The sequence below is a fragment of the Desulfomicrobium macestii genome (genome assembly GCF_014873765.1).
Taxonomy (GTDB): domain Bacteria; phylum Desulfobacterota; class Desulfovibrionia; order Desulfovibrionales; family Desulfomicrobiaceae; genus Desulfomicrobium; species Desulfomicrobium macestii.
Genome location: NZ_JADBGG010000016.1, coordinates 40,827 through 66,385, shown reverse-complemented (window position 1 = coordinate 66,385; position 25,559 = coordinate 40,827). Strand labels below are relative to the sequence as shown.

At 62.9% G+C, this 25,559-nt stretch carries 12 protein-coding genes; 2 read left to right on the top strand and 10 right to left on the bottom strand.

Features of this window, described 5'->3' with window-relative positions:
• Positions 1-26: 26 nt before the first annotated feature.
• A complete protein-coding gene (gene pbpC, locus H4684_RS11515) occupies positions 27-2,408 on the bottom strand; it encodes a penicillin-binding protein 1C (protein ID WP_192623841.1) in 2,382 nt (793 codons plus the stop codon).
• Positions 2,405-7,762, bottom strand: a complete 5,358-nt coding sequence (locus H4684_RS11510; protein WP_192623840.1) for an alpha-2-macroglobulin family protein — start codon at positions 7,760-7,762, stop codon at positions 2,405-2,407. The genes pbpC and H4684_RS11510 overlap by 4 nt, the downstream gene beginning before the upstream one ends.
• A 136-nt stretch (positions 7,763-7,898) precedes the next feature.
• On the opposite strand from H4684_RS11510, the gene H4684_RS11505 reads away from it, so the two are divergent.
• Positions 7,899-8,453 carry a LemA family protein gene (locus tag H4684_RS11505; RefSeq protein ID WP_092190843.1) on the top strand — a complete coding sequence of 185 codons (555 nt, stop codon included), beginning with the start codon at positions 7,899-7,901 and terminating at the stop codon, positions 8,451-8,453.
• A gap of 1 nt (position 8,454) precedes the next feature.
• The gene (locus H4684_RS11500; protein ID WP_192623839.1) at positions 8,455-10,335 is read left to right on the top strand and encodes a DUF2207 domain-containing protein; all 1,881 of its coding nucleotides are present in this window, start codon (positions 8,455-8,457) and stop codon (positions 10,333-10,335) included.
• Between the two features lie 93 nt (positions 10,336-10,428).
• Here H4684_RS11500 and H4684_RS11495 read toward each other — a convergent pair whose 3' ends face one another.
• The 8 genes from H4684_RS11495 to H4684_RS11460 form a co-directional block, all read right to left on the bottom strand.
• Positions 10,429-11,280, bottom strand: a complete 852-nt coding sequence (locus H4684_RS11495; RefSeq protein WP_092190847.1) for an HDOD domain-containing protein — start codon at positions 11,278-11,280, stop codon at positions 10,429-10,431.
• A gap of 2 nt (positions 11,281-11,282) precedes the next feature.
• Positions 11,283-13,163, bottom strand: coding sequence for a GspE/PulE family protein (locus H4684_RS11490; RefSeq protein WP_192623838.1), 1,881 nt, complete (start codon positions 13,161-13,163; stop codon positions 11,283-11,285).
• A gap of 102 nt (positions 13,164-13,265) precedes the next feature.
• Positions 13,266-14,966, bottom strand: a complete 1,701-nt coding sequence (locus tag H4684_RS11485; protein WP_092190851.1) for a sensor histidine kinase — start codon at positions 14,964-14,966, stop codon at positions 13,266-13,268.
• A 21-nt stretch (positions 14,967-14,987) separates the two neighbouring features.
• Positions 14,988-15,239 (bottom strand): hypothetical protein, encoded by a 252-nt coding sequence (locus H4684_RS11480; protein ID WP_092190853.1) that lies wholly within the window; start codon positions 15,237-15,239, stop codon positions 14,988-14,990.
• A 255-nt stretch (positions 15,240-15,494) separates the two neighbouring features.
• The gene (locus H4684_RS11475) at positions 15,495-18,140 is read right to left on the bottom strand and encodes a cytochrome ubiquinol oxidase subunit I (RefSeq protein ID WP_192623837.1); all 2,646 of its coding nucleotides are present in this window, start codon (positions 18,138-18,140) and stop codon (positions 15,495-15,497) included.
• Positions 18,137-19,204, bottom strand: a complete 1,068-nt coding sequence (locus H4684_RS11470; protein ID WP_192623836.1) for a hypothetical protein — start codon at positions 19,202-19,204, stop codon at positions 18,137-18,139. The genes H4684_RS11475 and H4684_RS11470 overlap by 4 nt, the downstream gene beginning before the upstream one ends.
• 146 nt (positions 19,205-19,350) lie before the next feature.
• Positions 19,351-22,431, bottom strand: a complete 3,081-nt coding sequence (locus tag H4684_RS11465) for an EAL domain-containing protein (protein ID WP_225940382.1) — start codon at positions 22,429-22,431, stop codon at positions 19,351-19,353.
• Between the two features lie 27 nt (positions 22,432-22,458).
• Positions 22,459-25,527: a PAS domain S-box protein gene (locus tag H4684_RS11460; RefSeq protein ID WP_192623834.1), complete on the bottom strand. Its 3,069-nt coding sequence runs from the start codon at positions 25,525-25,527 to the stop codon at positions 22,459-22,461.
• Positions 25,528-25,559 lie beyond the last annotated feature (32 nt).

Genomic DNA, 25,559 nt, shown 5'->3' with positions numbered 1-25,559 from the left:
GGACCCTCCGGAATGAGCCCTGCCTATCAGGGCTCATCCCGGCTGCCAAGGCCGGGCTCGGCTGCCGGGCGCACCGTGAAGGTCGTGCGCGCGCCGCGTCCGTGATCGTCGGTGACCACGACCTCGTGCGTGCCGCTTTGCAGGGGAATGAAGCAGGGCGTCTCGGGAGCGGTTTGTCCCACGTGGCGGCCGTCCACATACCAGTAATGAACCGTCGCGCCCGCTGCTCCGGCCGCGGACAGCGCCAGCCGCTGAAACTTTTGGGGCGCGTCGGGGCGGGCCTGGTAGGGCGTGCTCGCGGACGGGGACTGGATGACCGGGCCGCCCTCATTCGGCACGTCTGGACAGTCGGGGTCGATGCCAGGCAGCCCCGGCAGGCTGAGGCCCTGGGCGCGGCGAAAGGCCACCAGCTCGGGAGGCCAGATCAGCGCGGTCTCTTTTCGCGAGTCCTTCATGAGCAGGCAGTCTCCGTGCAGGCGCAGGCCCGACCCGGGGCTGACGAAGATCTCTTTGTGCATGCCGCAGACCGGGAGCATGGTCACCCCGGCGATGGCGTCGGCCGTGGTGAGAGGGCAGCCGGGGCCGGGGCGTTCCCTGCTGACGGCGCAGACCTGGATGCGTTGCAGCGCAGGGGTGGGGAACGAAGGCAGGCGCGTCGTACCGGGGGAGAGGGCCCGGAAGAGATCGAAGAGCAGGGGACCGGCGTGGCGCGCCCCCGAGATGTTCATGCATTGCGAACCGTCGGGATTGCCGACCCAGACCCCGATGGCCAGGTCGCGGCTCACGCCCACGGCCCAGGCGTCGCGGTGTCCGAACGAGGTCCCGGTCTTCCAGGCGACCTTGGGGGCCTGAAGGGTGAACTCCCAGGCGTCGGGCAGGTCGGGTCTTCTGGTCGTGGCCAGGATGCCAAGGGTCATGGCCGAGGCCTCGGGGGAGAAAAGCCGGACGTCCTTTTCGCGCCGGTCCGGGCCCCCGGCCAGGGGGGAAACGGGACGGTGCAGGCCCGCCGCGGCCAGGGTGGCGTACAGGTTGGTCAGTTCCAGCAGCCTCACCTCGCAGCCGCCCAGGGCCATGGACAGCCCGTAATGGCTCGCCGGTCTGTCCAGGGTGGAGAGGCCGCCCTCGCGCAACAGTCCGTGGAAGGGGGCAAGCCCGCAGCGGTTCAGCAGACGCGCCGCAGGGACATTGAGGGAGGTGGCCAGGGCCGTGCGCGCGCTGACCAGGCCCTGAAAATTCTGGCCGTAGTTTTCCGGGACGTAGCCCGCGAAATCCGTGGGCACGTCAAGGAGCATGGAGTCCGGCACGAGGTGTCCCTGGTCGAAGGCCAGGGCGTAGAGAAAGGGTTTCAGGGTCGAGCCGGGCGAGCGCCTGGACAGGGTATTGTCGACCTGCCCCTGCCGGGAATCGTCCCAGAAGTCCGCCGATCCGGCGTAGGCCAGGATCTGGCGGGCCTTAATGTCGAGCACCACCGCCGCCGCGTTGCCGATGGCCTGACGGCGCAGGCCGTCCATGCGTCCCTTGATCAGGGCCTCGGTGATGTCCTGGGCGCGTCTGTCCAGACTGCTCAGGATCACGGGCGATTCGGGAAGGCGTGAGCGCACCCAGCGGCTGAAATGCGGTGCGTCCTGTGGCACTGCGAAGCGGCGGCCGGGCAGCGGGCGGGTCTTGCTCTCGGCCACGCGTGCCGGATCGAAGACGCCGTGCGCGGCGAAGCGGTCCAGGACCCGGTCCCGGACCTCCCGCGCGAGCCCGGGGTTTCGGATCGGGTTGTAGCGGGTCGGCGAGCGCGGCAGTACCGAGAGCAGGGCGATCTCCCCGAGGGAGAGGGTGTCCGGGGCCTTGCCGAAATAATGCCAGGCGGCGGCTCCGACTCCGACCACGTTGGAGCCGAAGGGGGCCAGATTGACGTACCAGAGCAGGATTTTTTCCTTGGGGTGATGCCAGCACAGCTGCAGGGCGCGCAGCGCCTCAACGACCTTGGCACCTAGCGTGCGCGGGCGCGGGTCGGCCAGACGGGCGACCTGCATGGGGATGGTCGAGGCCCCGCTTATGATCCGTCCGTGCCGGACATTGACCCACAGCGCGCGCAACACGGACAGCGGATTGATGCCCGGATGAAGGAAGAAATGGCGGTCCTCGGAATCAATGAGGGCCGCGGTCAGGTCCGGGGAGACTTCGCTTAAGGTCAGGGGGAAGCGCCACATCCCGTCGGCGGCCAGAAAGAAGCGCAGCGGCTTGCCGTCCCGGTCCAGGACGCGGACGGCGGCCGGGGCCTCAAGACGCTCCACGGGAAAGGGAAAGAGGCGGTCAAGGGCCAGCCCAAGGCAGGCCGGGAGTCCCAGGATCAAAATGAGGATCGCGGCGGCCTTTCGCCATGGAGTCGCCGCGATCCACCTGAGTCTGCTCATGGGGCCGGCGCTTCCCTGTGGACGGTAATGGCCTCAAGCGCGCCACCGCCGCGCAGGCCGGGATGGTACATGGCCTCGGCCTGCACTGGGGGCAGGGCGAACCGGCCCGGAGTCACCGCCCTCAGCACGCTGTAGCGCGTCTTCCAGCCGTTTCCGTCGAGATTGGTGAAGACGAGGATGCGGTCGTCGCGCAGATCCTGATGGCCTTCCATGAGGGTCTCTTCCGCCATCCAGTCCAGCCGCTCCGTGGTCGCCAGGCGCGGATTTTCCACTTCCAGTCCTGCGGGCAGGAGACTTTGCACGACCACGTTGTCGATGCGTCCGGAGGTGCTGCGCACCCTGGTGCGCATGACGATCAGATCGCCCTGGCGCACGCCGTTGTCCACCAGCGCCTGCCCGTCTTCGCGCAGCAGCGTCTGCTCCACCTCGATCCCCCGGCTGAAGGCGGCATGGGACGCGGCCCTTGGCGTGGCCGAGGTCAGCACGGTGGCGAAGACGGTCCGGTCGGCAGGCGTTTTTTCAAGGGTCAGCGCCCCTGCGGTTGGGATGTTTTCCCGCATGAAGAGCTTCGTGTCCCCGAAGGTCTGCGCGCCGTCCGGCCAGGCCAGGGTACCCGCGAAGGGACGCCCGTCGTCCAGGGCGGACAGGTATTTGCCCAGGGCCATGAAGGCCAGGCTCGTCTCCTGGGTCGAATGCCATTCGCCCCGGCCAAGTTCTCCTGAAAGCCGGGTCATGAGTTCCGGCAGCATGGGATCATCGGGGACGCTCTCAAGGAGGATGAGCGCGATGAGCGCCCGGTCACGCAGGCCCGAGCCCAGGTTGCCGCCGCTCTCCCGGCGATCGTCGTCGACGGCCGGAGCCGCGTGCAGGAGCGCAAAGCCCGCGCCGTGGTTGCTTGTCTGCAGATAGGCTCCGGCCAGCAGGGTCCTGGCCACGCCGCTCAGGGACTTGTCAAAGGTCGTCCGCAGATAGTCCTGGCTGCCAAGATTGGGCTTCTTGCCCAGCGCCAGGACATAGAGCGCGTAGGCGGCCTGTTCGATTTTTTGCGGCGTGCTTCCCGGTTCGGGATTGGCCAGTGATTCAAGATGGTAGAACGCACTTTCGAGCATGCGTTCGGGGATCGTGTGTCCGGCCAGTCGGGCTTCCAGCAGGAAGTGGCAGACATAGGCCGAGACCCACGGGTCGGGATCGCTGTCTCCCGGCCAGAAGGCGTAGCCGCCGGACGGGGTCTGCATGGTCTGCAGGCGACGGATGGCCGCCTGAACCAGCCCGGCCGGACCGCCGGCATTGAAGTGTCCCGGCGCCAGTTCTCGGGCCAGGGCCCCGAAGTGGAGCAGCGGGAAGGCTTTGGACACGGTCTGCTCGGCGCAGCCGTAAGGATAGCCGAGCAGGTTCTCAAGATGCCCGGAGTAGCGCATGAGCGGCCGGGTGGAGAGGTGTACCGTGCGCTTGACCGAGCCCGGCAGGAAGCTGTCCGGCACAGGCGCGCCGATTTCGCCCGCTTCCGTCTCAAGGGTCGTGGTCTCCATGGTTCGGGTCACGGGCAGGGGCGAGCGCTGATCGAGCTCTTCCCCGGCCGTGGCGGTCTCGCCGCCTCCCGTGGCGGTGAAGCTCAGGGTGACCTTGCCCTCCTCCGCGCCGCAGTGCAGGGGCAGATAGACCGTGTCTTCCTGCCCGGGTTCAAGGGTCAGGGGGGCGGGCATGGCTCCAAGCGTGGCCGGTCCGGTCACGCTCGCTCCGATGCGGAAGGAACCGCCGGAGGGCGTGTCGTTGCGCAGGGTCAGGGGAATCTCGATCTCGTCCCCGAGGGACAGAAAGCGGGGCAGGGTCGGGGTCAGGACCAGCGGCGTGCGCACGCGGGTCATGGCCGTGCCCGTGCCGAAGCTCTTGCCCTGGTTGCCGACGGCGACGATGCGCAGCGCCCCCTGGAAATCGGGCAGGCGAACGCGGTGCGTGACGATCCCGGTGTGGTCGGCGTCGAGCACTCCGGACCAGAAGGTCACGGGCTTGACCCGGCGGATGCCTTCGGTGCGCATGAAGGAGGAGGCTCCGCCCAGATCGTCGCCGCCGCCGGCCAGAGGCCTTGCCGCGCTCACGTGCGGGAACATGAAGGCGAAGTTGTCGTAGCTGATCACGTCCAGGGCGCGCTGGGCGTAAAAATGGGCGAAGGGGTCCGGGTTTTTGCCCCCGGCCAGTTGCATGATGCCCTCGTCGACCACGGCCACGGTCAGCCGCGAGCGGGGGCTGGCCTGGACCCGGATTTCAAGATCCGTCAGCGGCCGGACCTCGTCCGGGGCGTCGACGCGCAGGTCCATGCGGTTCGAGAGGCTGTCCACGAACAGGGCCGTGGCCCCGAAGGCCCGTCCCGCGCTGCCGGGCGTGATGTCCGTGGCCCGGCGGACCAGGGTGGCCGTGAGATGCACGTTGGGCTGCCAGTCCTCGCGCACCGGGATGCGCAGCTGGCCGGTGTTTCCGTTCAGTTCCACGATTTCAAGATGTTCCACGTTCCGGCCTTCGACGGTGACCAGCGCCTTGCCCGCGAACGGCGAGCGGATCTGGATGGAGGCCGTCTCTCCGGCCAGGTACCCTTCCTTGTCCGGAATAAGCTCCAGTCTGGCCGGGTTCTTGACCGCCCAGGGCGAGTAGCCCCAGCCGCCGCAGTAGAATTCCAGCTCCGAGGACGCCCCGCTCGCCGGGTCGGTCAGGCGCACCCTATAGGAGCCGTAATCCGGGGGCGTGACCGCGAAAGAGCCCGCGCCGTCGCCCGGCGCGACGCGCTGGGTCGAGATTTCCACGGGGTTGCGTACGGATTCGTAGCTGAAACCGGACTGTGTCCTGCGCATGACCGTCTGCCACTGGTCCTGAAAGAGGGTCGCGACCAGCTCCGGATGTGCGGTCTTCTCGCCGTCCGGGCTCACCGTCACGAACTCGAACACGGCCCGTTTGCGCGGCTCAAGCTCCATGGACCCTGGCCGCTTGATGCCGGGGTAGAGGGCGTAGGCGTGCACGGGGATGCGTTTTCTGGCGGTCACGCCGCGTCCGCCCTGTTCGCGCACGCGGCCGGTGAACTCGGCCCAGAGCGCCAGCGGCGGGGTCAGATCCTTCGGGATGCTCACGTCGAAGGCGGCCCGCCCGTCGGCGTCGAGGCGGGCTTCGGTGGCAAGGAGCGGCAGGGGCTCGAAGCTCTTGCCCGGATCGCCGAAGCTGTAGGCCTCAAAACCCTTGGGCGCGAAGTCGGCGGCCAGCAGCCGCGCCTTGACCGAGACGGCCAGTTTCGATGCCGCAGGTCCGAAGAGATAGCGCGAGACGACCTCGAAGGGCAGAAGCTGGCCCGGTTCGCCCCGGGTCTGGGGCGAGGCGATCTCCACGCTCAGGCGGTCGGGGATGAACTCCTCCACTTGATAGGCGTAGGAGCCGATGACTTGCCCGCCGCTCAGGGCCTGCAGAAGATAGTGCCCGGTCAGGGACCAGTCCGGGATGTCCAGGCTCAGCCCGGCCATGCCCCGGTCCAGGACCAGGTTCAGGGTGCGCAGCAGGCGCCCCTCGGGGTCGCGCTGCTCCAGGGTCACGGGCAGATCGGGCGGGGTGCCGATGCGTCCGTCACGGACCAGCACGGCGGCGTCCAGGGTTTCGCCGGGACGGTAGATGTCGCGCTTGCCGTAGATATAGGCCTGCAATCCGGCCTGGCTGATTGATGCGCCGCTGACATCGAGGCCCGTGGTGTCGATGCGGAAGCGGTCCAGAACGATGAAGCTGAAGTCCTCGCCGTGTCGTGCCAGGATCATGGCCGGTGAGCCGAGTTCGTCGTCATGCCCCGCATAGGGGATGCGCGCCAGGCCGGCGGCGTTGGTGCGGGTGGTGCCGAGGACCTGGTTCCTGAAGCTCAGCAGCGTCAGTTCCACGCCGTCCAGGGCGCGCAGATCTCCGATGGAACTGGCCCAGACCAGAAAGCCCGCGCCGTCCTCCTTGGCCACCAGGCCGATGTCCGTGCGCAGAACCCAGCGCGTGGCGCCGCGATAGTCCGCGGGCAGGCTGAGGCCAAGCTTGTAGAGGCCCGGACGCTTGTCGGGGATGAGCTCGGACATGGACAGGGTCCGCTCCTGCACCTTGTTGGTGGCGGAGCTTACGCTGAACGTTTCGCGGTGGATTTCGCTGCCCAGATGATACGGCACGGAGTCCCGGGCGGCGGAGCTGTCGAAGATGGAATAGCCGTAGTCCTGGAAGAGGGTGCTCAGGTTGTTGGGGAAGACCCGGCTCACGGTCAGTTCCACCGTGTCGGCGTTGACGTATTCGACCCCCAGGAGCCCTTGCCCCTGTCGCGGCAGGAACATGCCGGCAGAAGAGAAGTCCACGCTCGGGGGCAGGTCCGGCATGCGCAGGTCCTGCCTGAAAGGAGCTTCAAGCACGGCTCCGTCCTCGGCCACAAGGCCCTTGGCGATGCGGACCGTGCAGGTGCTGCCGGGTTCGAGCTTGCCGCTCAGGGAGGCGGTCTTGCCGTGGGCCGAGACCGAGATCCGGGTCTCGGGCTCGATGCGCACCAGTTCGCGCAGGGATGCCGCGCTGACGGGCGCGGAAAATTCAAGGTCGATGCGCGACTGGTCCTTGTCGGCCTGTGGGCTGGCGCTGACGACCCGCAGCACCGGGTCCAGGCGCAGCTCGATGTCCCGGCGGAATTCCTGCCCGAGGGCCAGGCTCTTTTCGGCCACGGTCAGCTCCGGAGCCAGACGCAGGGTCAGGGTGCGCCCGGCCGTATCCTTGCGCACTGGCGCGCTGCGAAAGCCGAAGCTGGTCGTGCGCCACTGGGTCAAAAGCGAAAGCTCGACAGGGTCGCCGTCTTTTTCGCCAAGGCTCATGGCGGCCAAGAGATTCGCCGGGTCCACGGGCGCGTTGAAGACGATCCGGCCCTCCAGTTCGACCATGTCCGGCCCGGCTTCCGAGGCCAGTTCGTTCACGGTCATCTCCTGCACGGCAAAGCTTCCGGTGCGGATGAGCCGGGTGCGTTCCGCGTTCAGGATTTCATCCGGAAAGACCTCGGGGCTCAAGGTCAGGGAGTATTGCATGTCGAGGGGCAGGGGCGTCTGGGCCAGGAATTTCAGGGTGTAGGGATTGGTCCACACCCATTGCCCTTCGGCCTTGGGCTCGATACCGGCCGGCGCCGTCTGCGCGCGCATGGACTCCGGAACGGGCTGGTCGAATTCCACGGCCAGGGTGGTGCGCATGGCGCTGTCGAGGCTGACGCCGATCACGGACAGGGTCTTGGGTTCGTCGCTTGAGTCCTTGTCCAGGAGCAGCCAGGCTTGGCCTGCGATGACCAGAAGGAGCAGGGCGATGATCCAGTTCTTGGGATTGGACATGGGAACCTCACGCGCGTGATTGAGTGTTGCGGAACTCATGATCTGGCAAGGACCGGCTCAAAAAGCAAGGGCCGTCTTTTCAACGGGCGGGCTTTGCTCTACATCATGGGCACAAACATTCCGTCATGGAGGAATCATGATCGCTTTTCTTGTCGTGCTTGTCCTGGTTGCCGCCGTTCTGCTGTGGGGCATCCTCATCTACAACGGTCTGGTGCGCATGCGTAACATGGTGCAGGAGGCCTGGAGCGGGATCGATGTGCAGCTCAAGCGGCGCACGGATCTGATCCCCAACCTCGTGTCCACGGTCAAGGGATACGCCGCGCACGAAAAGGGCACTCTGGAAGAGGTCATCCGCTTGCGCGGGGTGGCCCAGAACGCGCAGGGCGTGGGCGAGACGGCCCAGGCGCAGGGTCTTCTGGGGGCGGCGCTGGGCAGGCTTTTCGCGCTGGCCGAAAACTATCCGGACCTCAAGGCCAACGCCAATTTCGCCCAGTTGCAGGCTTCCCTCGGCGAGATCGAGGACGAAGTGCAGCTCTCCCGGCGCTATTACAACGGGGCGGTGCGCAATCTGAACATCGCGGTGGAGTCCTTCCCGTCCAATCTGATCGCCGGGCGCTTCGGCTTTGAGAAGGCGGAATTCTTCGAGCTGGAAAGTCCATCGGAGCGGGCTGTGCCCAAGGTGGAGTTCTAGAATGGCGGGGGTCCGGGGCCGGATATTTCTCGCCGCGCTGATCTGGCTGCTTTCTTGCGCGCCCTTGCTTGCCGAGACCGAGCGGGTTCTCGATTTTTCCTCCCTGGTCCTCATAGATCCCGACGGCTCCATGGTGGTCACGGAGACCATCACGGTCCAGGCCACCGGGGATCAGATCCGACGCGGGATCGTGCGTGAATTTCCAACGCTCTACACCGGGCGGGGCGGGAACAGGGTGCGCGTCGGATTCACGCTTCTTGAGGTTACCCGCGACGGCGTGGCGGAGCCCCACCACGTCGAGAACAGATCCAACGGAGTGGCCATCTATGCCGGCAGCAAGGATGTCTTTCTGCAGCCGGGGCGTTATTCCTACACCCTCACGTACCGCACCACCAGACAGCTGGGTTTTTTCGAGGAGCATGACGAGCTCTACTGGAACGTCAACGGCAACGGCTGGCGCCTGCCCCTGGACCGGGTCAGCTGCACGGTGCACCTGCCGGACGGCGCCACGGCTCTTGAGGCCGTGGCCTACGAAGGGCCCATGGGCAGCAGGGACAACCGCGCGATTCCGGCAAGCGGGCAGCGGGAGGTGACCTTCACGTCCTCGCGGCCCTATGCCCCCGGCGAGGGCCTGACCATCGCCGTGTCCTGGCCCAAGGGCTTTGTGACCCCGCCTTCGGCCACGGAGCAGGCGGCGCAGGTCCTGGACAGGAGCGGCGGAGTGCTTTTCGCGGGCCTTGGGACCGTTCTGCTCGGCATCTATTACGTGCTGGCCTGGATGAAGGTCGGTCGTGATCCGGCCAAGGGCGTGATCATTCCCCGCTTTGCGCCGCCGCGCGGATTTTCTCCGGCCATGGTGCGCATGCTGACGCGCATGAAGTTCGACAACACGGCTTTCAGCGCGGGCGTGGTCAACATGGCGATCAAGGGAGCGCTGAAAATCGGGGACAATGCGAAGATGCGCCTGACCTTGGCCGACCAGCCCCCGGAGACTCTGTCCCTCGGCGAACGGGCGGCCTGGGACGAATTGGGCAAGGCAGGGACGGTCGTCGAACTCAAGAACGTGAACCACAAGGTCATCGGCGGCGCCCGGCGGGCCATGAAGAACAAGCTCATGAAAGAGCTGTCCTCCAACTATTTTTTGACCAACACGGGCTGGCTGGCGCCGGGGCTTGGCATCACCCTGGCCTCGGTGGCGGGCATGGTCTGGAGTGCATCCGTTCCGCCCGGGACGCTTTTCATCTGCGTGTGGCTGACTTTCTGGACTTTCGGCTGCTTCATGCTGGTGCGCCAGGTCGTCGCCGCGTGGCAGGGCGGGGGCATTCGCGGCAAAGGCTCGGCCCTGTTTCTGTCCGTCTTCACGATACCTTTTCTGGGCGGCGAGGCGGTTGGATTGTGGCTCCTCTCCAGTCAGCTGGGGGTTGCGGCGGTGCTGGGGTTTGGGGCCATGATTTTCATGAATGCGCTCTTCTATGAACTTTTGAAGGCACCGACGCGCATCGGCCGCCAGACCCTGGACGAGATCGAGGGCTTCAAGCTTTACCTGTCGGTGGCCGAGGAGGACCGGCTGAACTTCATTCATCCTCCCGACGAAACTCCCGAGCTGTTCGAGAAGTTTCTGCCCTACGCCATGGCGCTGGGTGTTGAAAATCAGTGGGGGGAACGTTTTGCGCGCTTGCTGGACCGGGCCGGATACGATCCGGACTGGTACGAAGGCCGTCACTGGAATCGCATGCATCCGGGCCTGTTCGCTTCAAGCCTGGGACGGGGCATGGAGTCCGCCGTATCCTCGGCTTCATCCGCTCCGGGCAGTTCCTCGGGCATGGGCGGGGGCGGCTCGTCCGGCGGAGGCGGCGGCGGAGGCGGCGGGGGCGGATGGTGATCGCCGGGCATGAAAAACGCAGACGGGCCGGTTCAAGGGAACCGGCCCGTCTGCGTTTTCAGTCGGAAGGAAAGCGCGACAGCGCCGGGTGAATCAGCCGACTTCTCCCACAAAGTCCACGTAATCTTCCATGGTCAGCTCCAGTTCGGCGACCTTGATCTCGGAGAGGTCCAGCTGGATCGCCTCGGGGCTGGTCGCCAGATCGATGTCCGGCGTGTGCATGATTCCGATGCCGGCCTTGGCCAGGACCTTGTTGGCCAGACTGACCATGATCAGCACGATGTCCTGGCCGTCCATGTTCTCGTCGTGGTGGTGTTCGGCCACCGTGCAATAGATCTCCGGCAGGTTCCAGGTCTTGAGCAGCTGTGCTCCGATGCTTTGGTGTTGCGTTTCGAGGACTTCCTCAATGAAGGACTGCGGGATGGTATCGCCCATCTGTCCGTTTTTTTTGAGGTCGGAGATGGCCATGAGCAGGAAGGCCTTGCCGATGTCGTGCAGGAGGCCAGCGAAAAAGGCTTCGTTCATCTTGCTCGGCAGTCGGCATTCCTTGGCGATCCATTTCGCGCCAAGGGCGCAGGCCACGGAGTGAATCCAGAGCTGGTCCATGTATTCGCGGATGAAGGAATCCTGGGTGCTGAAGGATTGTTTTTGGGTCAAAAGGGTGACCAGATTGGAGACTTCAGCCAGGCCGAGGCGGACCATGGCGTTTCTGACCGTGGTCACTTCGATCATGCCCCGGTAGAAGGACGAGTTGGCCACTTTGAGCAGCTGACCGGCGACGGCCGGGTCGCGCAGGATCTGCTTTTCTATGACCTGCATGTCCGGATCCGGTTTGGCCATTTCCTGCTGAATGGCAAGGCCGGTCCGATTGAATGGCGGGAGCTGCGCCTTGTCCGAGTTCACATGCTCCATGAGGATTTCGATAAAAGACTTGGCCTCGTTCATTGCTAGACTCCGAGCATGCGGCGGGTTTCTTCCAGAGGGCGTGGTTTCAGAACTAGAGGCAGGCAGCGCATGACCTCTTCCAGAGTGGTCTGGCCTTCGGCGGCCTTGACCAGACCTTCCTCGAACAGGGTCACAAGCCCTGCGCTCTCCAGGGCGATCTTGCGGATGTCGAAGCTGGTCCGCCGTTCAAGGATGGCGGCGCGGACCATTTCATCGAGGATGAGCAGTTCGAACACCGCGATGCGTCCTCGATATCCGGTGTAGCGGCAGTGGGAACAGCCCGTGCCCTTGCGAAAATTGGAGCCCTGGATCGTGGCCTGCGTGTAGCCGAAAAGCTGCAGTTCGCCGGGGCTTGGCTTGTACGGCTGGGAGCACTCCGGGCAGATGCGCCGCAGAAGCCGCTGGGCGACCACGCTGACCACGGTGGAGGAGATGAGGAAAGCCTCGATGTCCATGTTCATGAGTCGGATCAGGCCACCGATGGAATCTTCCGTGTGAAAGGTGGTCAGGACCTTGTGTCCGGTCAGCGCCGCCTGCACGGCCACCTCGGCCGAATAGTTGTCGCGGATTTCGCCAATGAGGATGACGTCGGGGTCCTGGCGCACGATGTGACGCAGGGTTTCTTCGAAGGTCAGGTTGATCTTGGGGTCGATGGAACACTGGGAGATGCCTGGGATGACGTATTCGACCGGTTCCTCGGCGGTGATGATGGAGAGGAGCGGCGTATTCAGGTGGTGGATGCAACTGTAGACCGTGGTCGTCTTGCCCGATCCCGTGGGGCCGGTGATGATCACGACGCCGCTGGGCCGGGACAGCGCCCCGTCGATGAAGCGCTTGAGTATCTTCGGATACATCCCGATGCCCGTGATGTCGATCAGGTTGCCCTGGCGGTTCAGAAGGCGCAGCACGATGGCCTCGCCGTGGATGGTCACATAGAAGGAGGCGCGCATGTCCAGTTCGCCACCCGGATATTCGAACAGGATGCGGCCGCCCTGGTGGCGCCGCTTCTCGGCGATGTCCGCCTTGCACATGATCTTGATGCGGCTTGAGATGTTGGGAATTATCTCGCGCGGGAAGTCCTTGTAGGGCTCAAGCACCCCGTCCCGGCGGAAGCGGATGCGCAGTCGGTCCGGGAGCGGCTCCATGTGGATGTCGCTGACGTCGAGTTCGATGGCGTCGAGGATGATGCGCTCCACGATGCCCGAGGCCGAATCGTCATCGACGGATTCCTTGGACTGGGCGCCGCGCTCGAAGCGTTGGTAGGTCTCGACGATGGATTCGCGCGTGGCGATGGCCGGCAGGATGCCTTCGGGAAAGATGGTGCGCGCCTCTTGCTGATCGTCCAGGTCCAGGACATTGGCAAAAGCCACGACGACCTGATGCTCCTGCCGCTCAATGGGTACGTAGTTCGCCTTGTTTCTGTATGTGAGCGGAATCTGATGCAGCAGGGAGGCGTCGAGGTTGGTGAATCTGGGATCGATAAAAGGGTAGCCAAGCTGCATGGACAGCGCTTCCAGGAGCTTGAATTCCTTGATAAAATTGTTGTTGACCAGGACTTCACCCAATTTTTGCGGGGTCTTGCTGGTGCGCTGGATCTGAAAGGCGGCCTCAAGATCGGCCTCGCTGATCAGCCCGAGTTCCAGGAGCAGGCTGCCGATGCGCATGGACAGCTTGTTCTTGCGAATGGCGGCGGTGACCTGATCGGCGGTCACGTAGCCGAGTTCCTTGACGATTTCGAGCGAGGGCTTGGGACGAACGAGCTTTGTGCGCAGCCGGGAGGCGTGAAGCGCCTGCTTTTCCGAGAGGAGCCCTTCCTTGATGAGGATGTCGATGAGTTCGCCGTGGGTGGTTGGTTCGCTGGTCTTGGGGGTATCCTTCGGCATGGGGGCTCCACAGTGAGAGTTGATCAGTAGCTACGAGGTCTTACAGAGAGAAAATTATGGAGTCAAATTGAGCGGATGGCTCCTTTTTGTCAGACACGGGCATCATTTCGGGGAGCTTGCAGGCAGGCGAACATGAAAAATGGAGCCTTGGCCCGAAGTGGACTTCACGCTGATGGAACCGCCCATTTTTGACAGCAGGTCCCTGCAAATGGACAGGCCAAGACCGGTGCCCTTGCCGGCGGCCTTGGTGGTGAAAAACGGCTCGAAAATGCTGGGCAGGATGTCTTCGGGGATGCCCTGGCCATTGTCCTCGACATCGATGCGCACGAAGCCATCCTCGCGGCTGGAGCGCAACTGCACCAGCCCGTTGTCCTTTTCGATGGCGTCGATGGCGTTATTGACGAGGTTCAGGATGATCTGCTGAATTTCCGTGGGCGAACTTTCGACTTCCCCCGCCTTGGGATCAAGGGCCAGCCTGATTTCCACGCCCCGGTATTTGGCTTTTTGCCGCGCGAATCCGGCAATGTCCTCCAGCAGCGAGTTGATGTGCACCACGTTGGTCGTGGTGTCGGCCTTGCGCGCGAAACTGAGCAGCTTGTGCGTGATCTCCCGGCAGCGATGGCCCTGGGTGGTGATGGTCTGCAGGGACGAGAAGATCTCCTCGGTGTTCTCCTCGCTGTGCGGATCGTCGGATTTGAGCAGGTCCTGAATCCAGCCCGCGTTCTCCATCATGATCGCCAGGGGGTTGTTGATCTCGTGGGCTACGCCGGCCGCCAGTTCGCCGATGGCGGCCAGCTTGCCTGCGTCCATGACGTGTTTTTGCATGTGCTGCAATTCCAGTTCAGCCTTGAACAGGCGCTGTTCCGTCCGCTTGGCCAGGGCCAGCGCGGTGATGATGATGCCTCCACAACCGGCGAGGATGATGGCCAGGGCTACAAGGCGGGCCTTGAACAGCGGCCGCAGGAGCTGGGCCCTGGGCTGATGGATGGCCAGGATGTTGCCCGTGGAGCGCAGCGGGGCGCAGCCGTAAAGATTGGTCTGGCCTTTGGCGTCCTTGGCCTCCAGCACCACGGGCCTGCCTTCGGGAAAGAATTGCTGGGCCAGCAGTAACGCGGTCTCCGGGCTGTCCGGTTCGGTGCCGCTGGCGGCGCTGTAGGCGCCCTGACGGTCCAGAAAGAACGCGCCCCCGGTTCCTCCGGGGTGGAAGAGGCGGATCTTTTCCTGAATCAGATCCGGATCGAGGTGGGCCCGAAGCAGCCAGGCGCTCTGTTCGGTGGTGATGCGCACGGCAAGGAAGCAGTACGTGTCGCACAGCGCCAGATTGCTGACGAACTGGGGGCGGCTTATGGCCTGCGCGAACCAGGACTCTCCGGCCGGTGTGGGCAGGAGGCTTTCGTCCCCGGTGCGGGCGATGATCGTGCCGCTTGCATCGACAAGGTCAAGGCCGAGGAAGACGCCTTGATAGGCATTTTGCAAAGAATGCAGCCGGGCGCGCAGATGGCCGGAGTCCGACAGTTCCGCAATGGCCGCCGAGTCGGTCTCCTGCCTCAGATTGGCGATCTTCTCTTCGAGAAAGCCGTCCAGGCTCTGGACCGAGTTCATCGCTTTTTCAGCCAGGAGCGCATGGGTTTTTTCCCGGTACGCCGCATCGTAAAAAACATAGCCCAGGGTCGCGACGCACAGGAGCGGCACCATGGCCACCAGAATGGAGAGGACGGTCAATTGTCCGCTCATGAGGCGGGGAGACGTTTTGTCTTTGTATGTCCGGGGCGTGTTGTCTTTTGCAGGAGAGGGTTGGGTCATGGTCCGTCCGAAAGATGCGGGTCACTTGTCCCGGTTTCGAATGTCCTGTCGCCAGGAGTTGAGGGGTGCGCAACAGCCCCCGCCGGTGTGTTGATCACGGCGGATTCCGTCCCCGGATTCGCCTTCGAGCATGGTCAGACACAGGTAGCGCCCGGCTTCATCGCTCCAGAAAAGTTCGGGGCAGCGGGGCAGGTAGCCGTGGCGACGCATGGAATCGGTGCACTGGTCATGCAGACAGCACCAGCCACATCCAACGCAGGGCAGATACGACATGCGATTCTCCGTGTGTTGGGGGCGGTGTCGGAACATGGGGCTTGTAATGCAAGCCTTTTGAGGAGGCTAGCTCAAGGGCATGTGATGGTAAAGTGAATTCTGGGAATTGGGAGTTTCCGTCACGTTTTGGTCGCACAAAACGTTTGCGGGGATTCGCGCATGGTCGCGGTGGCGGGACGTCTTGCAGGCAACCCGGGGCGGCTGTCCGCTGATCGCACGGACCGGGGTCAGACTCCCCGGTCCGTGCGGCTGGAATTAGAGTTGACCGAGAATGTTGGGGTGATGGAACTCGTCGTACTTGTCCTCGGTATGGCACACCGCACAGTTGTCCTTGCTCCCGATGGGGCCCGGATGGCCCTGGTACTGCAAGGGCTGGATGGCGTCGAGATCGGGATGAAACGCGTTGACGGCCGGATATTCGGCGTGGGTCGAGCCGTGGCAGGATTCGCACATGAGCCCCGCGTCATCGGTGCGCATGCGATAAAGCCCTTCCGATCCGCGTACCCATTGGTTGAAGGCCGAAGGCGTGGCGTCCTGGGGCGGCTCGAAGTCCACGTGGCAGTTCAGGCAGTCGGGCTGATCGTTCCACGGTTTGCGCGGTTCGATTTCTTCAACGGATGCGACCAGCCTGGGCTTGATGTGGCGCATGAGCAGGTCGGCCTTGGGCTTGCCTGCTTCCTTTTCGGCCTTGAGCAGGCTCAAGGCGTGGTCTTCCATGGTACCGTGGCAGTTGACGCAGGTCAGTCCCTTGCTCGCGTGCGTGCCGCGGGCGCAATAGGTGTAGCTGTCCGGCCCGGTGGGGTGGCAGGTGTGGCAGGGCTCGGCGTCGGGAGCCTCGGACAGGTAGTTGGCGTGGAAGCCGTGAATGGCGGTCGGGAGGTTGAGGAGCGCCGGATCGCCTTCAGCCTTGAGCAGCGGATCGGGATGGCAGCTCTGGCAGAGTACGGGCTTGCCCGCTTCGGCCTGGGGCAGCAGCTCAGTCTTGTGACGCCGATCGTGTCTGGCCAGCACGTCCGAGGCTGTGGTCACCGAGATGCCCATGGCGCCGTCGTGTCGCCAGGTGCCGTCATGACAGTTCCTGCAGCCGATCTCGGTCGAGACCGGAGCCACGACCTTGGTGGTAGCCAGAATCTCTCCGCTGGCCTTGTCCTTGGCTTCGATGGTGAAGACGGGATAGGGGTTGACGGTGCCGTCGTCCATGTAGGGCAGCACGGGGATGCCGTCCGCCAGGAAGGTCAGGTTCTGGTCGCTTGGTTTCATCGTTCCCGACATGCCCAGGCCCTTGGCGCTGACGTTCGGCGCCAGCTCCTTGCCCACCAGGGAGGGCGCGTAGTCCCAGAATTCCACATGGTTACTCGGATTCTCGAAGCCCGCCGGGGCCGTGAAGGTGATTTCCACGTCCTCGGTCACGAGCTCGGGCAGGGGGCCGCGCCGGATGAGCTGGGCCATGAGCGTGCTGCCCGGGGGCAACATGGAGAAGCGGCTGTCGCTGTCCGAGATGCATTTTTCGCCCAGTGTGCACCAGGCCAGGAGCACGTATTCGTCGCCCTCGGCATCGAAGGCCGGGATTTCAAGATCGAGCTCGGGGCGGGGCCGGGTCTGCTGCGTCACTTCGGGGTCGCCGATGAGGTCATGCACGATGTATGCGGCCAGGGCCTTGCGCTCCTGCACCGTGCCGGCAAAGCGCGGCATGTAGGAGTATACCTTGCCCATGCCCGCGATCTGGGCTTCCAGACCGACGGTTCCGAACTTCGCGCTCAGACGCTTTATGTCGTGCAGGGGGCCGCCGATGGAGTGGCAGGCGGCGCATTGGCCTCGAAAGATCTCCCGGCCCGCGTCCCTTGCGTTTTCGGGGGTGATCTCCCTGTTCCGGTGCCAGCCCGAGGTCTGCAGATAGCCCTCGGCGCTGATGGCGTCTTCGGTGCCGGCCAGGATGGCGTTGGAATACATGTAGCCGTTGATCAGGTAGGGCCTGCGTCCGGCTTCGCGCACGGTTTCAAAGCAGCCCATGTACAAAAGGCCGATGACGAGCAGAACCAGGGCCATGGGGCGCTTGATCGCGGCCGGCATGCGTACGGCCATGAGCAGTCCTCCGGCGAAAAGCACCGCCGATATCCACAGGAAGCCCTGCATGTACGGGGCGATTTCCGGGTTCGCGCCGAGGACCATGGCCTGCGCGCCTTCTGGCAGCACGCTTACGTACCACCACCCCGAAAGGAGCAGAAAGGCGAAGGGCGCCAGCAGCCAGGCCGCGCAGTAGCGGACCAGGGTCTCGCGGGTCTGGGGATCCTTTTCCCAGGTGGCGGTGACGAAGCCGTAGAGTCCGGCCAGGATGAAGGCGATGAAAGTTCGAAACGCCAGGGACGGCCAGAATGACGGGTTCAGGAATCCGTCCCAGAAATCCCTGGTGGTCAGCCAGTCTCCGGGAGTGAGCATGAAGCCGATGATGCCGTTGATCATGAAGAGCGACATCCACCCGAAGAAGAAATAGATCCAGCCGATGGTGAGATGGTTGCGCGCCCCCATTTTTCCGAAGGTGTAGAAGTAGATGAAGAGGGCCACGATCTCGCCCAGGAAAAAGACCCACTCGATGGCCCAGGCAAAGACGAAGATGTGGATGAGCTGCGACGTGGCGGCGGGCGCGACCAGGGAGATGATGAACCAGATGCCTACCCCTGTGATTCCGCCCAGGACCATGGTCACGAGCAGGAAGAACTTGGTGTGACGTTTGGTGTAATCAAGAATTGCCGGGGAGTTTCGGCGATAGCCCAGATGTTCGGTGAGGACCAGAAAGAGTCCGCCGCCCACGGCGAAATGGGCGATATAGACATGAAAGACGGCGATCAGCGCGATGAGCAGTCCGCCGCCGGCCCACTGGAGTTCCCAGATTGGAAAATTCATGAACGCACCTCCGAGTCCGTGGCGGCGGTGCGGAGCATCCAGGCAACGACGCACAGCCCGGCCGCCAGGGTCAGGATGAAAAGGACAAGCGGGAGATATTCACCGGTGACGACGCGGTCGCTGACCTGAAAATACGGGGCCAGATAGGCGTCCCTGACCAGGTCCCGCAGGAAGAGCATGAGGATTATGGTGGTCAGCGACAGGATCGCCGACGTGCCGACGTTGTAGCTCAAGGCATTGCTGATGCTGAAGATGCCAATGGTCGCGCCCGTGACGAAAATCAGGGTGTGTGCCAGGGAGCCCCCCAGCAGGAGATTCATGACGTGTTCGGGCAGGGCGGCGAGGAACCACAGGCCAAGCGCCATCTGCAGCATGGTCGTGTAGGCGTACCAGTTCATGCCGTGCCGGACCCAGCGCTGGGCTCCGGGATCGTTCTTGACCTTGAACCGGTAGAAAAGGGCCAGCGCCAGACCCGCCACCGCCACCGATGACGCGACGAAGTGCAGGTAGCGCGGCAGCACGGCCGGGTCCATGGTGTTGAGCAGCGTGCCCCACGGATTCTCGAAGTATGCCGCCCAGTTTGCGGGACTGAGCATGAGGGTCATGTTGTTGGTGTATATGAAGGCCGTGGTCAGCAGGCACACTGTGGTCACGGCGATGAAGACCGTGCGCAGTCTGCCAAGTGATACGTAGCTGAAATCGTAGATGTAGGCGCTGGAGTAGGCGATGATGACCAGTCCTACGACCGACAGCCAGTAAACGGCCATGAGCACGCTGCTGGTGTAGATGAACTGTCCGTAAAGCACCTGTATGAAGAGCAGGGGTGCCACGCCGAAATTGACGGCGAAGGCGATGGTGAAGGGCAGCTTGACGGAAATGGACTTGGTCAGGGGCTCGGTTTCGGCCTTGCCGCGCAGATGATGGACCAGGGCGATGATGGACGCGCCGAGCATGACATTCATGACCAGGATGTGCAGGATGAACGTGAGCATCTGGAAGAAGTAGAACCAGCCCCATTCCACCGGAATGGGCAGGGCTTGGGGGATGAAATTGGTGGGGTCCATGAATTTCTCCGTTTTTTGGGTGTGCTGCTTGCCGGAAAACGTATTTTCGCGGAAATTTTACCTATCCGATTCAGCCTTTGGCGTCAAAAGTTGCACACATTATTTCAGGCCGGTCCTTGGAAAAAGGATTCCACGCATTGCAACGATCACTCTGCGTTCTGTTTTTTGAGCAACTCTACGAACTGCGCCGCGGTCACCGGAGGCGAAAACAGATACCCCTGTCCAAGCCGGCATCCAAGAGATCTGAGCAGCAAGAGCTGTTCAGGGGTTTCGATGCCTTCGGCCAGGGGGGTTATCTCCAGGCTGATGGCGATGCCGAGCATGGCGCGAATGAGCGCCAGCGCCGACGCTTCGGGCAGGTTCTTCACGAAGGACTTGTCGATCTTGAGGACGTCAAAGGAGAGGGAGCGCACGTACGACAGGGACGAATAGCCGGTTCCAAAGTCGTCAAGAGCGCTTGAGACGCCCATTTCGTCGATGGATTCGAGGATGCCGCGCACCTGATCGATGTTTTCCATGTACACCGTCTCGGTGACTTCGAGGGTCAGCTGTTCCGGGGACAGCTTGCTGGCTTCGAGGACCCGCTGCACTTCCCTTGGCAGGTTGCCGCGTTGGAAATGCCGCGCAGAGATGTTGCAGGAGATGCGCAGCCTGCCCCATCCGTCTTCATCCCAGCTTTTGGCCTGATGGCAGGCCTGGGAGAGGATGCTGAAATCGATGTCGGTGATGAGGTTTGTCTGTTCCGCCACGGGTATGAAATCCATCGGAGAGACGAGAGTGCCGTCCGATTTGCGCCACCGCGCCAGGGCTTCGGCTCCGACGATTTTTTGGGTGTCGAGGTCGATGACCGGCTGGAAGAAAGCCTCGATCTCTCCCGCGTCGAGGGCCAGGCGCAGCTCCCGTTCGACCTCCACGCGACGCTGAGCCTGCAGGGTCAATTCCGGCGAATGGAAGTGGAACATGTTCTTGCCCAAGGATTTGGACTGATACATGGCCAGGTCCGCGCAGCGCACCAATTGTCCTGCCGTGTCGCCGTCCTTGGGAAAGACGGCCACGCCCACGCTGACCCCGAGAAAGGTTTCGGAGCCTTCGAGTTCAAAGGGGCTGCTGAACGTGTCGATGAGCTTTTGCGCCAGCCCCGAATATTCACTGTCGTCGGCCCCGATGCCGGACACGACGATGAATTCGTCACCGCCGAGGCGGGCCAGCATTTGCGAGGAATCAAGGACACTGAGCAGGCGTTGTCCCACTTCCATGAGAACGATATCCCCGGCGGCGTGGCCCCAGGAGTCGTTGATGATCTTGAAATCATCAAGGTCGAGCAGGTAGACGGCCAGGTTGGAGCTGTCCGGGTCGAGGCGCGTCAGGGTCCGGGTCAGCCTGTCCAGGGCGGAGAGGCGGTTGGGCAGGCCGGTCAGGGCGTCGGTGTAGGCGAGTTCATGCAGTTTTCCTTCGGCTCTCTTGATGTCGGTTATGTCGAGCAGGAAGGCGAAGGACTGCTGTGAGCGTGGGATCATGGCCACGGTGAGCTTGACGTGATGTTGCGCTCCCGAGGAATCCATCAGGCGCGCCTCGTAGGTTCGCGGGGCGGCATTGTCGTCCTGGCGCCGCAGCGTGTGATAGCGGAGCATCCTTTGCGCATCCTCGGGGTGGAAGAAGCGTGTCCAGGGCGGGCTTTGGCGCATGTCATCCTGCGTGAGCCCTGCAAGATGGAGAAATTCCGTGTTGGCGACGGCGATGGACGTGTCCTCGTTGATGAGGATTCCCGGTGTGCCGGTGTTCAAGAACATCGCCCGGTAACGTTCCTCGGATTCTTCCAGGAGGCGCCGTGTGCGTTCGATTTCGCGGATGTCCCAGAATGTTTCGAGCAGATATTCCTGCTCGTTTCGCGTGATGATGGTCACGGATTTGAGGATGTCGATCCGTTCGCCGTCTCTGCCGAGAAACTCGCACTTGTAATTGTTGAGGTTCTGCCCGAGATCGCAGACTGGGCATTGCCCGATTTCGGCGCCGCAGGTGAACTGGTGGCAGACCTTGCCCACAAGGTCCTTTTCGGGGCGGCCGGCCAGGGCGCTCGCATACGGGTTCGCGCTGACGATGACCCTGTCTTCCTTGCGGATGAGCATGACGCCGACCTTGATCGCGCCCAGGATTTCCTTGAGAAATCGCTCGTTCTCACGGATGGATTCAAAGGCGGTGTCCACCAGGTTGGAGAGTTGGTCGATTTCGTCGCAGTGCTGATCCAGTCTGCAAAACTGTGCGTCCGGCGCATCCTTTCTGACGCGCCCGCTAAGGAGCGACAGCCTGGACAGGATGCTTTGTTCGAGAAAGGCGAAACCGCTGAAAAAACCGACGACAGCGAACACGATGACCACCGCGAGGCTGGTTTTCATTGTTGAGCGGGCCAGGATCGTGAGTTGTCGCGGAGCATTGGCGATGATGGCTATGGGCGGGCCGCCCGCTGCATCGGAAAGAAGCAGGGCGCTCCAGATGAGGTCGCGCTCGGGAACGACGAGGGTCTCGCCCGTCGCCGGAGGAGCGGTGTGCAGCGCAAGCATGGCCCGAGGCAGCTTTTCCTGCTCGGCGACGTGAATCTGCAGTGCCAGTTCCGTGCGCTCGGTGAGTCTCTCGACGTAGGTCTCGTCGATCTGCTGGATCATCCACAGTCGCCCGCGCGCCGGTCCGGTCTGCTGGGATGTCAGCACCGCGCGGCTTGCCGCGATCCACAATGATCCGTCGATGTTCACCAGCGCGGGGCTGCCGCTGAAGAGTTCTTCGGGGGGATAGGACAGGCCCGTTCTTCTGACATAATTGAGCAGGCCTTCGCTGGGCACGCCGAGCGTCTTTTCATCGCCGGACATCCGCGAGGCGCTCAGGATCTCGCCTTTGTCGGTCACGAACACCATGGCGCTCAGGCCCTGGTTGATGAACACGTCCGGCGTGATGTTGCTCTGCGTATAGTCGTCCGAGACCGAGAACATGAATTCGTAGGTGTCATCCCACCACGCCCAGTCTTTGAGCAGGTTGTCGATGCGTTGCATGTCCTGTTGCAGCGCGTTGCGCGCACGGCGCACATTGGCCGCGGCCAGGTCGCGTTCGAAGGAGTCCAGGCGATCGGTGATGATCAGTCCGACCATGAGCACGCAACCAAGGCTCATGACCAGGAAGATCGCGGTGAGCGCGACGATGGCCCGCGAGCGCAGGGTGGTGAAGAGTTTTTTTGCCATGGGGCGTTTCATAGGATTGAAGCCCGGTTAGGGCAAACCAAAAGTGGTGCGCGGATCTTGCGCATATGGCTTGTCGCCGGGCTCCACGCCCAGGGCTTCCTGCATGGCCCTGGTCATTTCTTCGAGGGTTGCCGGTTTGGCGACATATGCGTTCATTCCGGCGGCCAGGAACTTCTCCCTGTCTCCCTCCATGGCATAGGCCGTCAGCGCGATGATGGGGATGTTCCTTTTTGGGCCAAGGGCCTCGGATTCCCGGATGATGCGCGTCGCTTCGATTCCATCCATGACGGGCATCTGGATGTCCATGAGGATGCAGCCGAAGTCGTATTCGGCCAGCAGTTCAAGGGCCTGCCTGCCGTTTTCGGCCAGGGTGACCACGTGTCCGGCCTTTTCCAGCAGCTTTTGGGTGGGAATCCGGTTGGATGAATCGTCCTCGACCAGAAGCACTCGGAATCCTGCGCCGGTACTGATGGCGGCGGGCTCAACGGTTTTTGACGGGTTTTCGCGGTTCATCTTGAAGGGCAGGACGACATGCACCGCCGTGCCCTTACCCGGCGTGCTCTCGATGCCGATCTCTCCGTCCATGAGACCGACCAGCCGATGCACGATGGACAGGCCAAGTCCCGCGCCCTGATAGTTGCGAGTGAACGAGTTCTCGACCTGCCGGAACGGCTCGAAGATGACGGAAAGTCTGTCTTCGGGGATGCCGATGCCCGTATCCGCGACTTGGAAACGAACGCGGATGTCGTCATCCGTGCGTGGCGGCAGGGTCGTGATCTCCATGCTTACCGTGCCCCTGTCGGTGAATTTGAGGGCGTTGCCCACCAGGTTGAAAAGAACCTGGCGCACCCGCGTTTCGTCCCCGACCAGGGTGGCGGGCATGGTTGGGTCCAGACTGCATTCCAGGGTCACGCCCTTGTTTCTGGCCGTGACGTTGAAAAGCCCGGCCACGGAATCGGCGATGTCCCGGATCTGGAAGGGAGCCTTGCGGATCTCCATCTTGCCCGCCTCGACCCGGGAGAGATCCAGAATGTCCGAGAGGAGTCTGGTCAGTCGGTTCGCGGCTTCGGCGGCCATTTCTACGTAGCGGGTTTGCTCGTCGTCGAGCGGGGTCGTTTCCAGAAGCTGGAGCATGCCCATGACCCCGTTGATGGGGGTGCGGATTTCGTGACTCATGTTGGCCAGAAACTCGCTTTTGGACTGATTGGCGGCTTCTGCAGCTTCTTTAAGCTTGCGCAGGTTCTCTTCAGCCTCTTGTCTGTTGGTCAGATCGATGTCCACACAGAAAAGTTCGGCTTCGCCTGCCGCATTCGTGACGATGGCATGGCTTGAAAAGACCAGCACCCGGGAGCCGTCCTTGCGCATGAGGGTCAGTTCGCTGGCGGGGATGGGGATTTTTGTTTTCGCCATGGAGCGCATGTCGGCCTCGACGTACTCGCGTATTTCGGGCGGGATGATCAGGTCGGTCAGCTTTGCGCCTATCGCTTCGCTTGCGCTGTATCCGTAAAGATTTTGCGAGGCCTGGTTCCAGTAGCGCGTCCGGCCGTCCATCCCGTAACCTTGAACTGCGATGGAGGGGATCTGTTCGAAGAGTTTGCGGAAACGAGCCTCGCTTTCCAGCAGCGCAGTCTCTGTCCGCTTGCGATCGGAAATGTCTTCAAGGGTGGCGATGACGCCTGTTGGCGTCCGTTCCGGCGTTATAGGATTGAACACGACTCGCAGGCTTTTCGTGATTCCGCCAGTGATGGAGGTGTACTCGTCCTCAAAGACCGCAACCTCCCCCGCCAGGGTTTTTTTGATCGTTTCGCGCATTTTGGGGGAACTTTGGCGGGCCGTGTTGAATCCGATCAGTTTTTCCCGGGAGGAGCCCATGGTTCGAATGAACGGTTCGTTGCAGTCGACAATGAAACCCTCGGGGTCGAACAGGATTATGCCCAGTGGAGAATTCTGGAAGATGATTTTGTAGCGGTGTTCGCTCTTGCGCAGCGCATCTTCCGCTCTGGCGCGGTTGATCATGTCCTGTTCAAGGGATTCGGCCATGTTGTTGAACGCCTGGGCCAGGACATCCACCTCGGTGATTTCGGGCGCGGGGGCTACCCTGACGGTGAGATCTCCCTCGCCGATCCGTTTCGCTGCCCCAGCCAGTTCCTCAAGCCGCATTCCAACCGTCCTGCCTCCCAGAAACCAGCCGCTCAGCATGGTCAGGCCGATGGTCAAAAAGAGGACCACGAAATCGCGCAGCATTCCGCTCTTTGCGTCGGCGTAGAACATGGCGCTCGGCGATCCGACAAAGAAGTACATGTAGGGCGGGCTGCCTTCGGTCAGGCTCAGCTTCTGGAATGCGACGATACGTTCCACTCCGTCCGTGCTTTCTTCCAGGAGAAACCCCTCGGAAGGCCCGGACACGGCACGTTCAAAGACCGTTTGCTTGATCGGTTCCCCGAGGATCGTGGCGGAGTTTTCAGGGTAGCGGAAGAGGCGCAGCCCGTTCCTGTCACAGACGCCGACGAAAGAACTGTCCGGAAAGGTGGAGTGGCTGAACAATTCTCCGTATCTGTCGAGGCGGATAGCGGTCAGCAGAGCACCCGCGATGTCTCCCTGGTCGTTCAGGACTGGATATCCGAAGGTGAAGACGGGAACATGCAGGGTCACACCCAGGAGATATTCGCCGGTGGCGAAGGCCTTGGTGGCGACGGATTCCCTGAAATGCCTCGTGTGGGCGAAGTTCGCGGGCTTGCGAGCGTTGCCGGACGCGACAAGATTTCCGTTTGGATCGACCAGATGGAGGGCCGCGTAGTCCGGGTTTATTTTGAGCAGGTTGGCGAAGAGGCTATTGCATGCATCGACGTCGCCTTGGCGCACTTCGGGCAGCATGGCCAGGCCTTCAAGGAGGGCCTGGGTGGCCTGGGTGAGCTGGGTCTGCGTGTCCGCCATATGGCGGGAAAAAGTCTGCAACTGCTGCTCGGCGTCGGATACCGCCCGCCGATGGTTGTCCAGCCCGGCAATGACGATGATGACTATGGCGGGAAGCGCCGCCGTCAGAAAGAGGATGGCGAGCTTTTTTTTGATCGAGCCATGCAACAGGCGAGCGAACATGGGGCCTCCGGATACGTGCGGCGACGCATGAC

Coding starts and splice junctions, on each gene's coding strand:
- H4684_RS11460 (WP_192623834.1), bottom strand. CDS start 25,527: ATGTTCGCTCGCCTGTTGCATGGCTCGATCAAAAAAAAGCTCGCCATC.
- H4684_RS11470 (WP_192623836.1), bottom strand. CDS start 19,204: ATGGACCCCACCAATTTCATCCCCCAAGCCCTGCCCATTCCGGTGGAA.
- H4684_RS11465 (WP_225940382.1), bottom strand. CDS start 22,431: ATGGCAAAAAAACTCTTCACCACCCTGCGCTCGCGGGCCATCGTCGCG.
- H4684_RS11485 (WP_092190851.1), bottom strand. CDS start 14,966: ATGACCCAACCCTCTCCTGCAAAAGACAACACGCCCCGGACATACAAA.
- H4684_RS11490 (WP_192623838.1), bottom strand. CDS start 13,163: ATGCCGAAGGATACCCCCAAGACCAGCGAACCAACCACCCACGGCGAA.
- H4684_RS11480 (WP_092190853.1), bottom strand. CDS start 15,239: ATGTCGTATCTGCCCTGCGTTGGATGTGGCTGGTGCTGTCTGCATGAC.
- H4684_RS11505 (WP_092190843.1), top strand. CDS start 7,899: ATGATCGCTTTTCTTGTCGTGCTTGTCCTGGTTGCCGCCGTTCTGCTG.
- H4684_RS11475 (WP_192623837.1), bottom strand. CDS start 18,140: ATGAATTTTCCAATCTGGGAACTCCAGTGGGCCGGCGGCGGACTGCTC.
- H4684_RS11500 (WP_192623839.1), top strand. CDS start 8,455: ATGGCGGGGGTCCGGGGCCGGATATTTCTCGCCGCGCTGATCTGGCTG.
- pbpC (WP_192623841.1), bottom strand. CDS start 2,408: ATGAGCAGACTCAGGTGGATCGCGGCGACTCCATGGCGAAAGGCCGCC.
- H4684_RS11495 (WP_092190847.1), bottom strand. CDS start 11,280: ATGAACGAGGCCAAGTCTTTTATCGAAATCCTCATGGAGCATGTGAAC.
- H4684_RS11510 (WP_192623840.1), bottom strand. CDS start 7,762: ATGTCCAATCCCAAGAACTGGATCATCGCCCTGCTCCTTCTGGTCATC.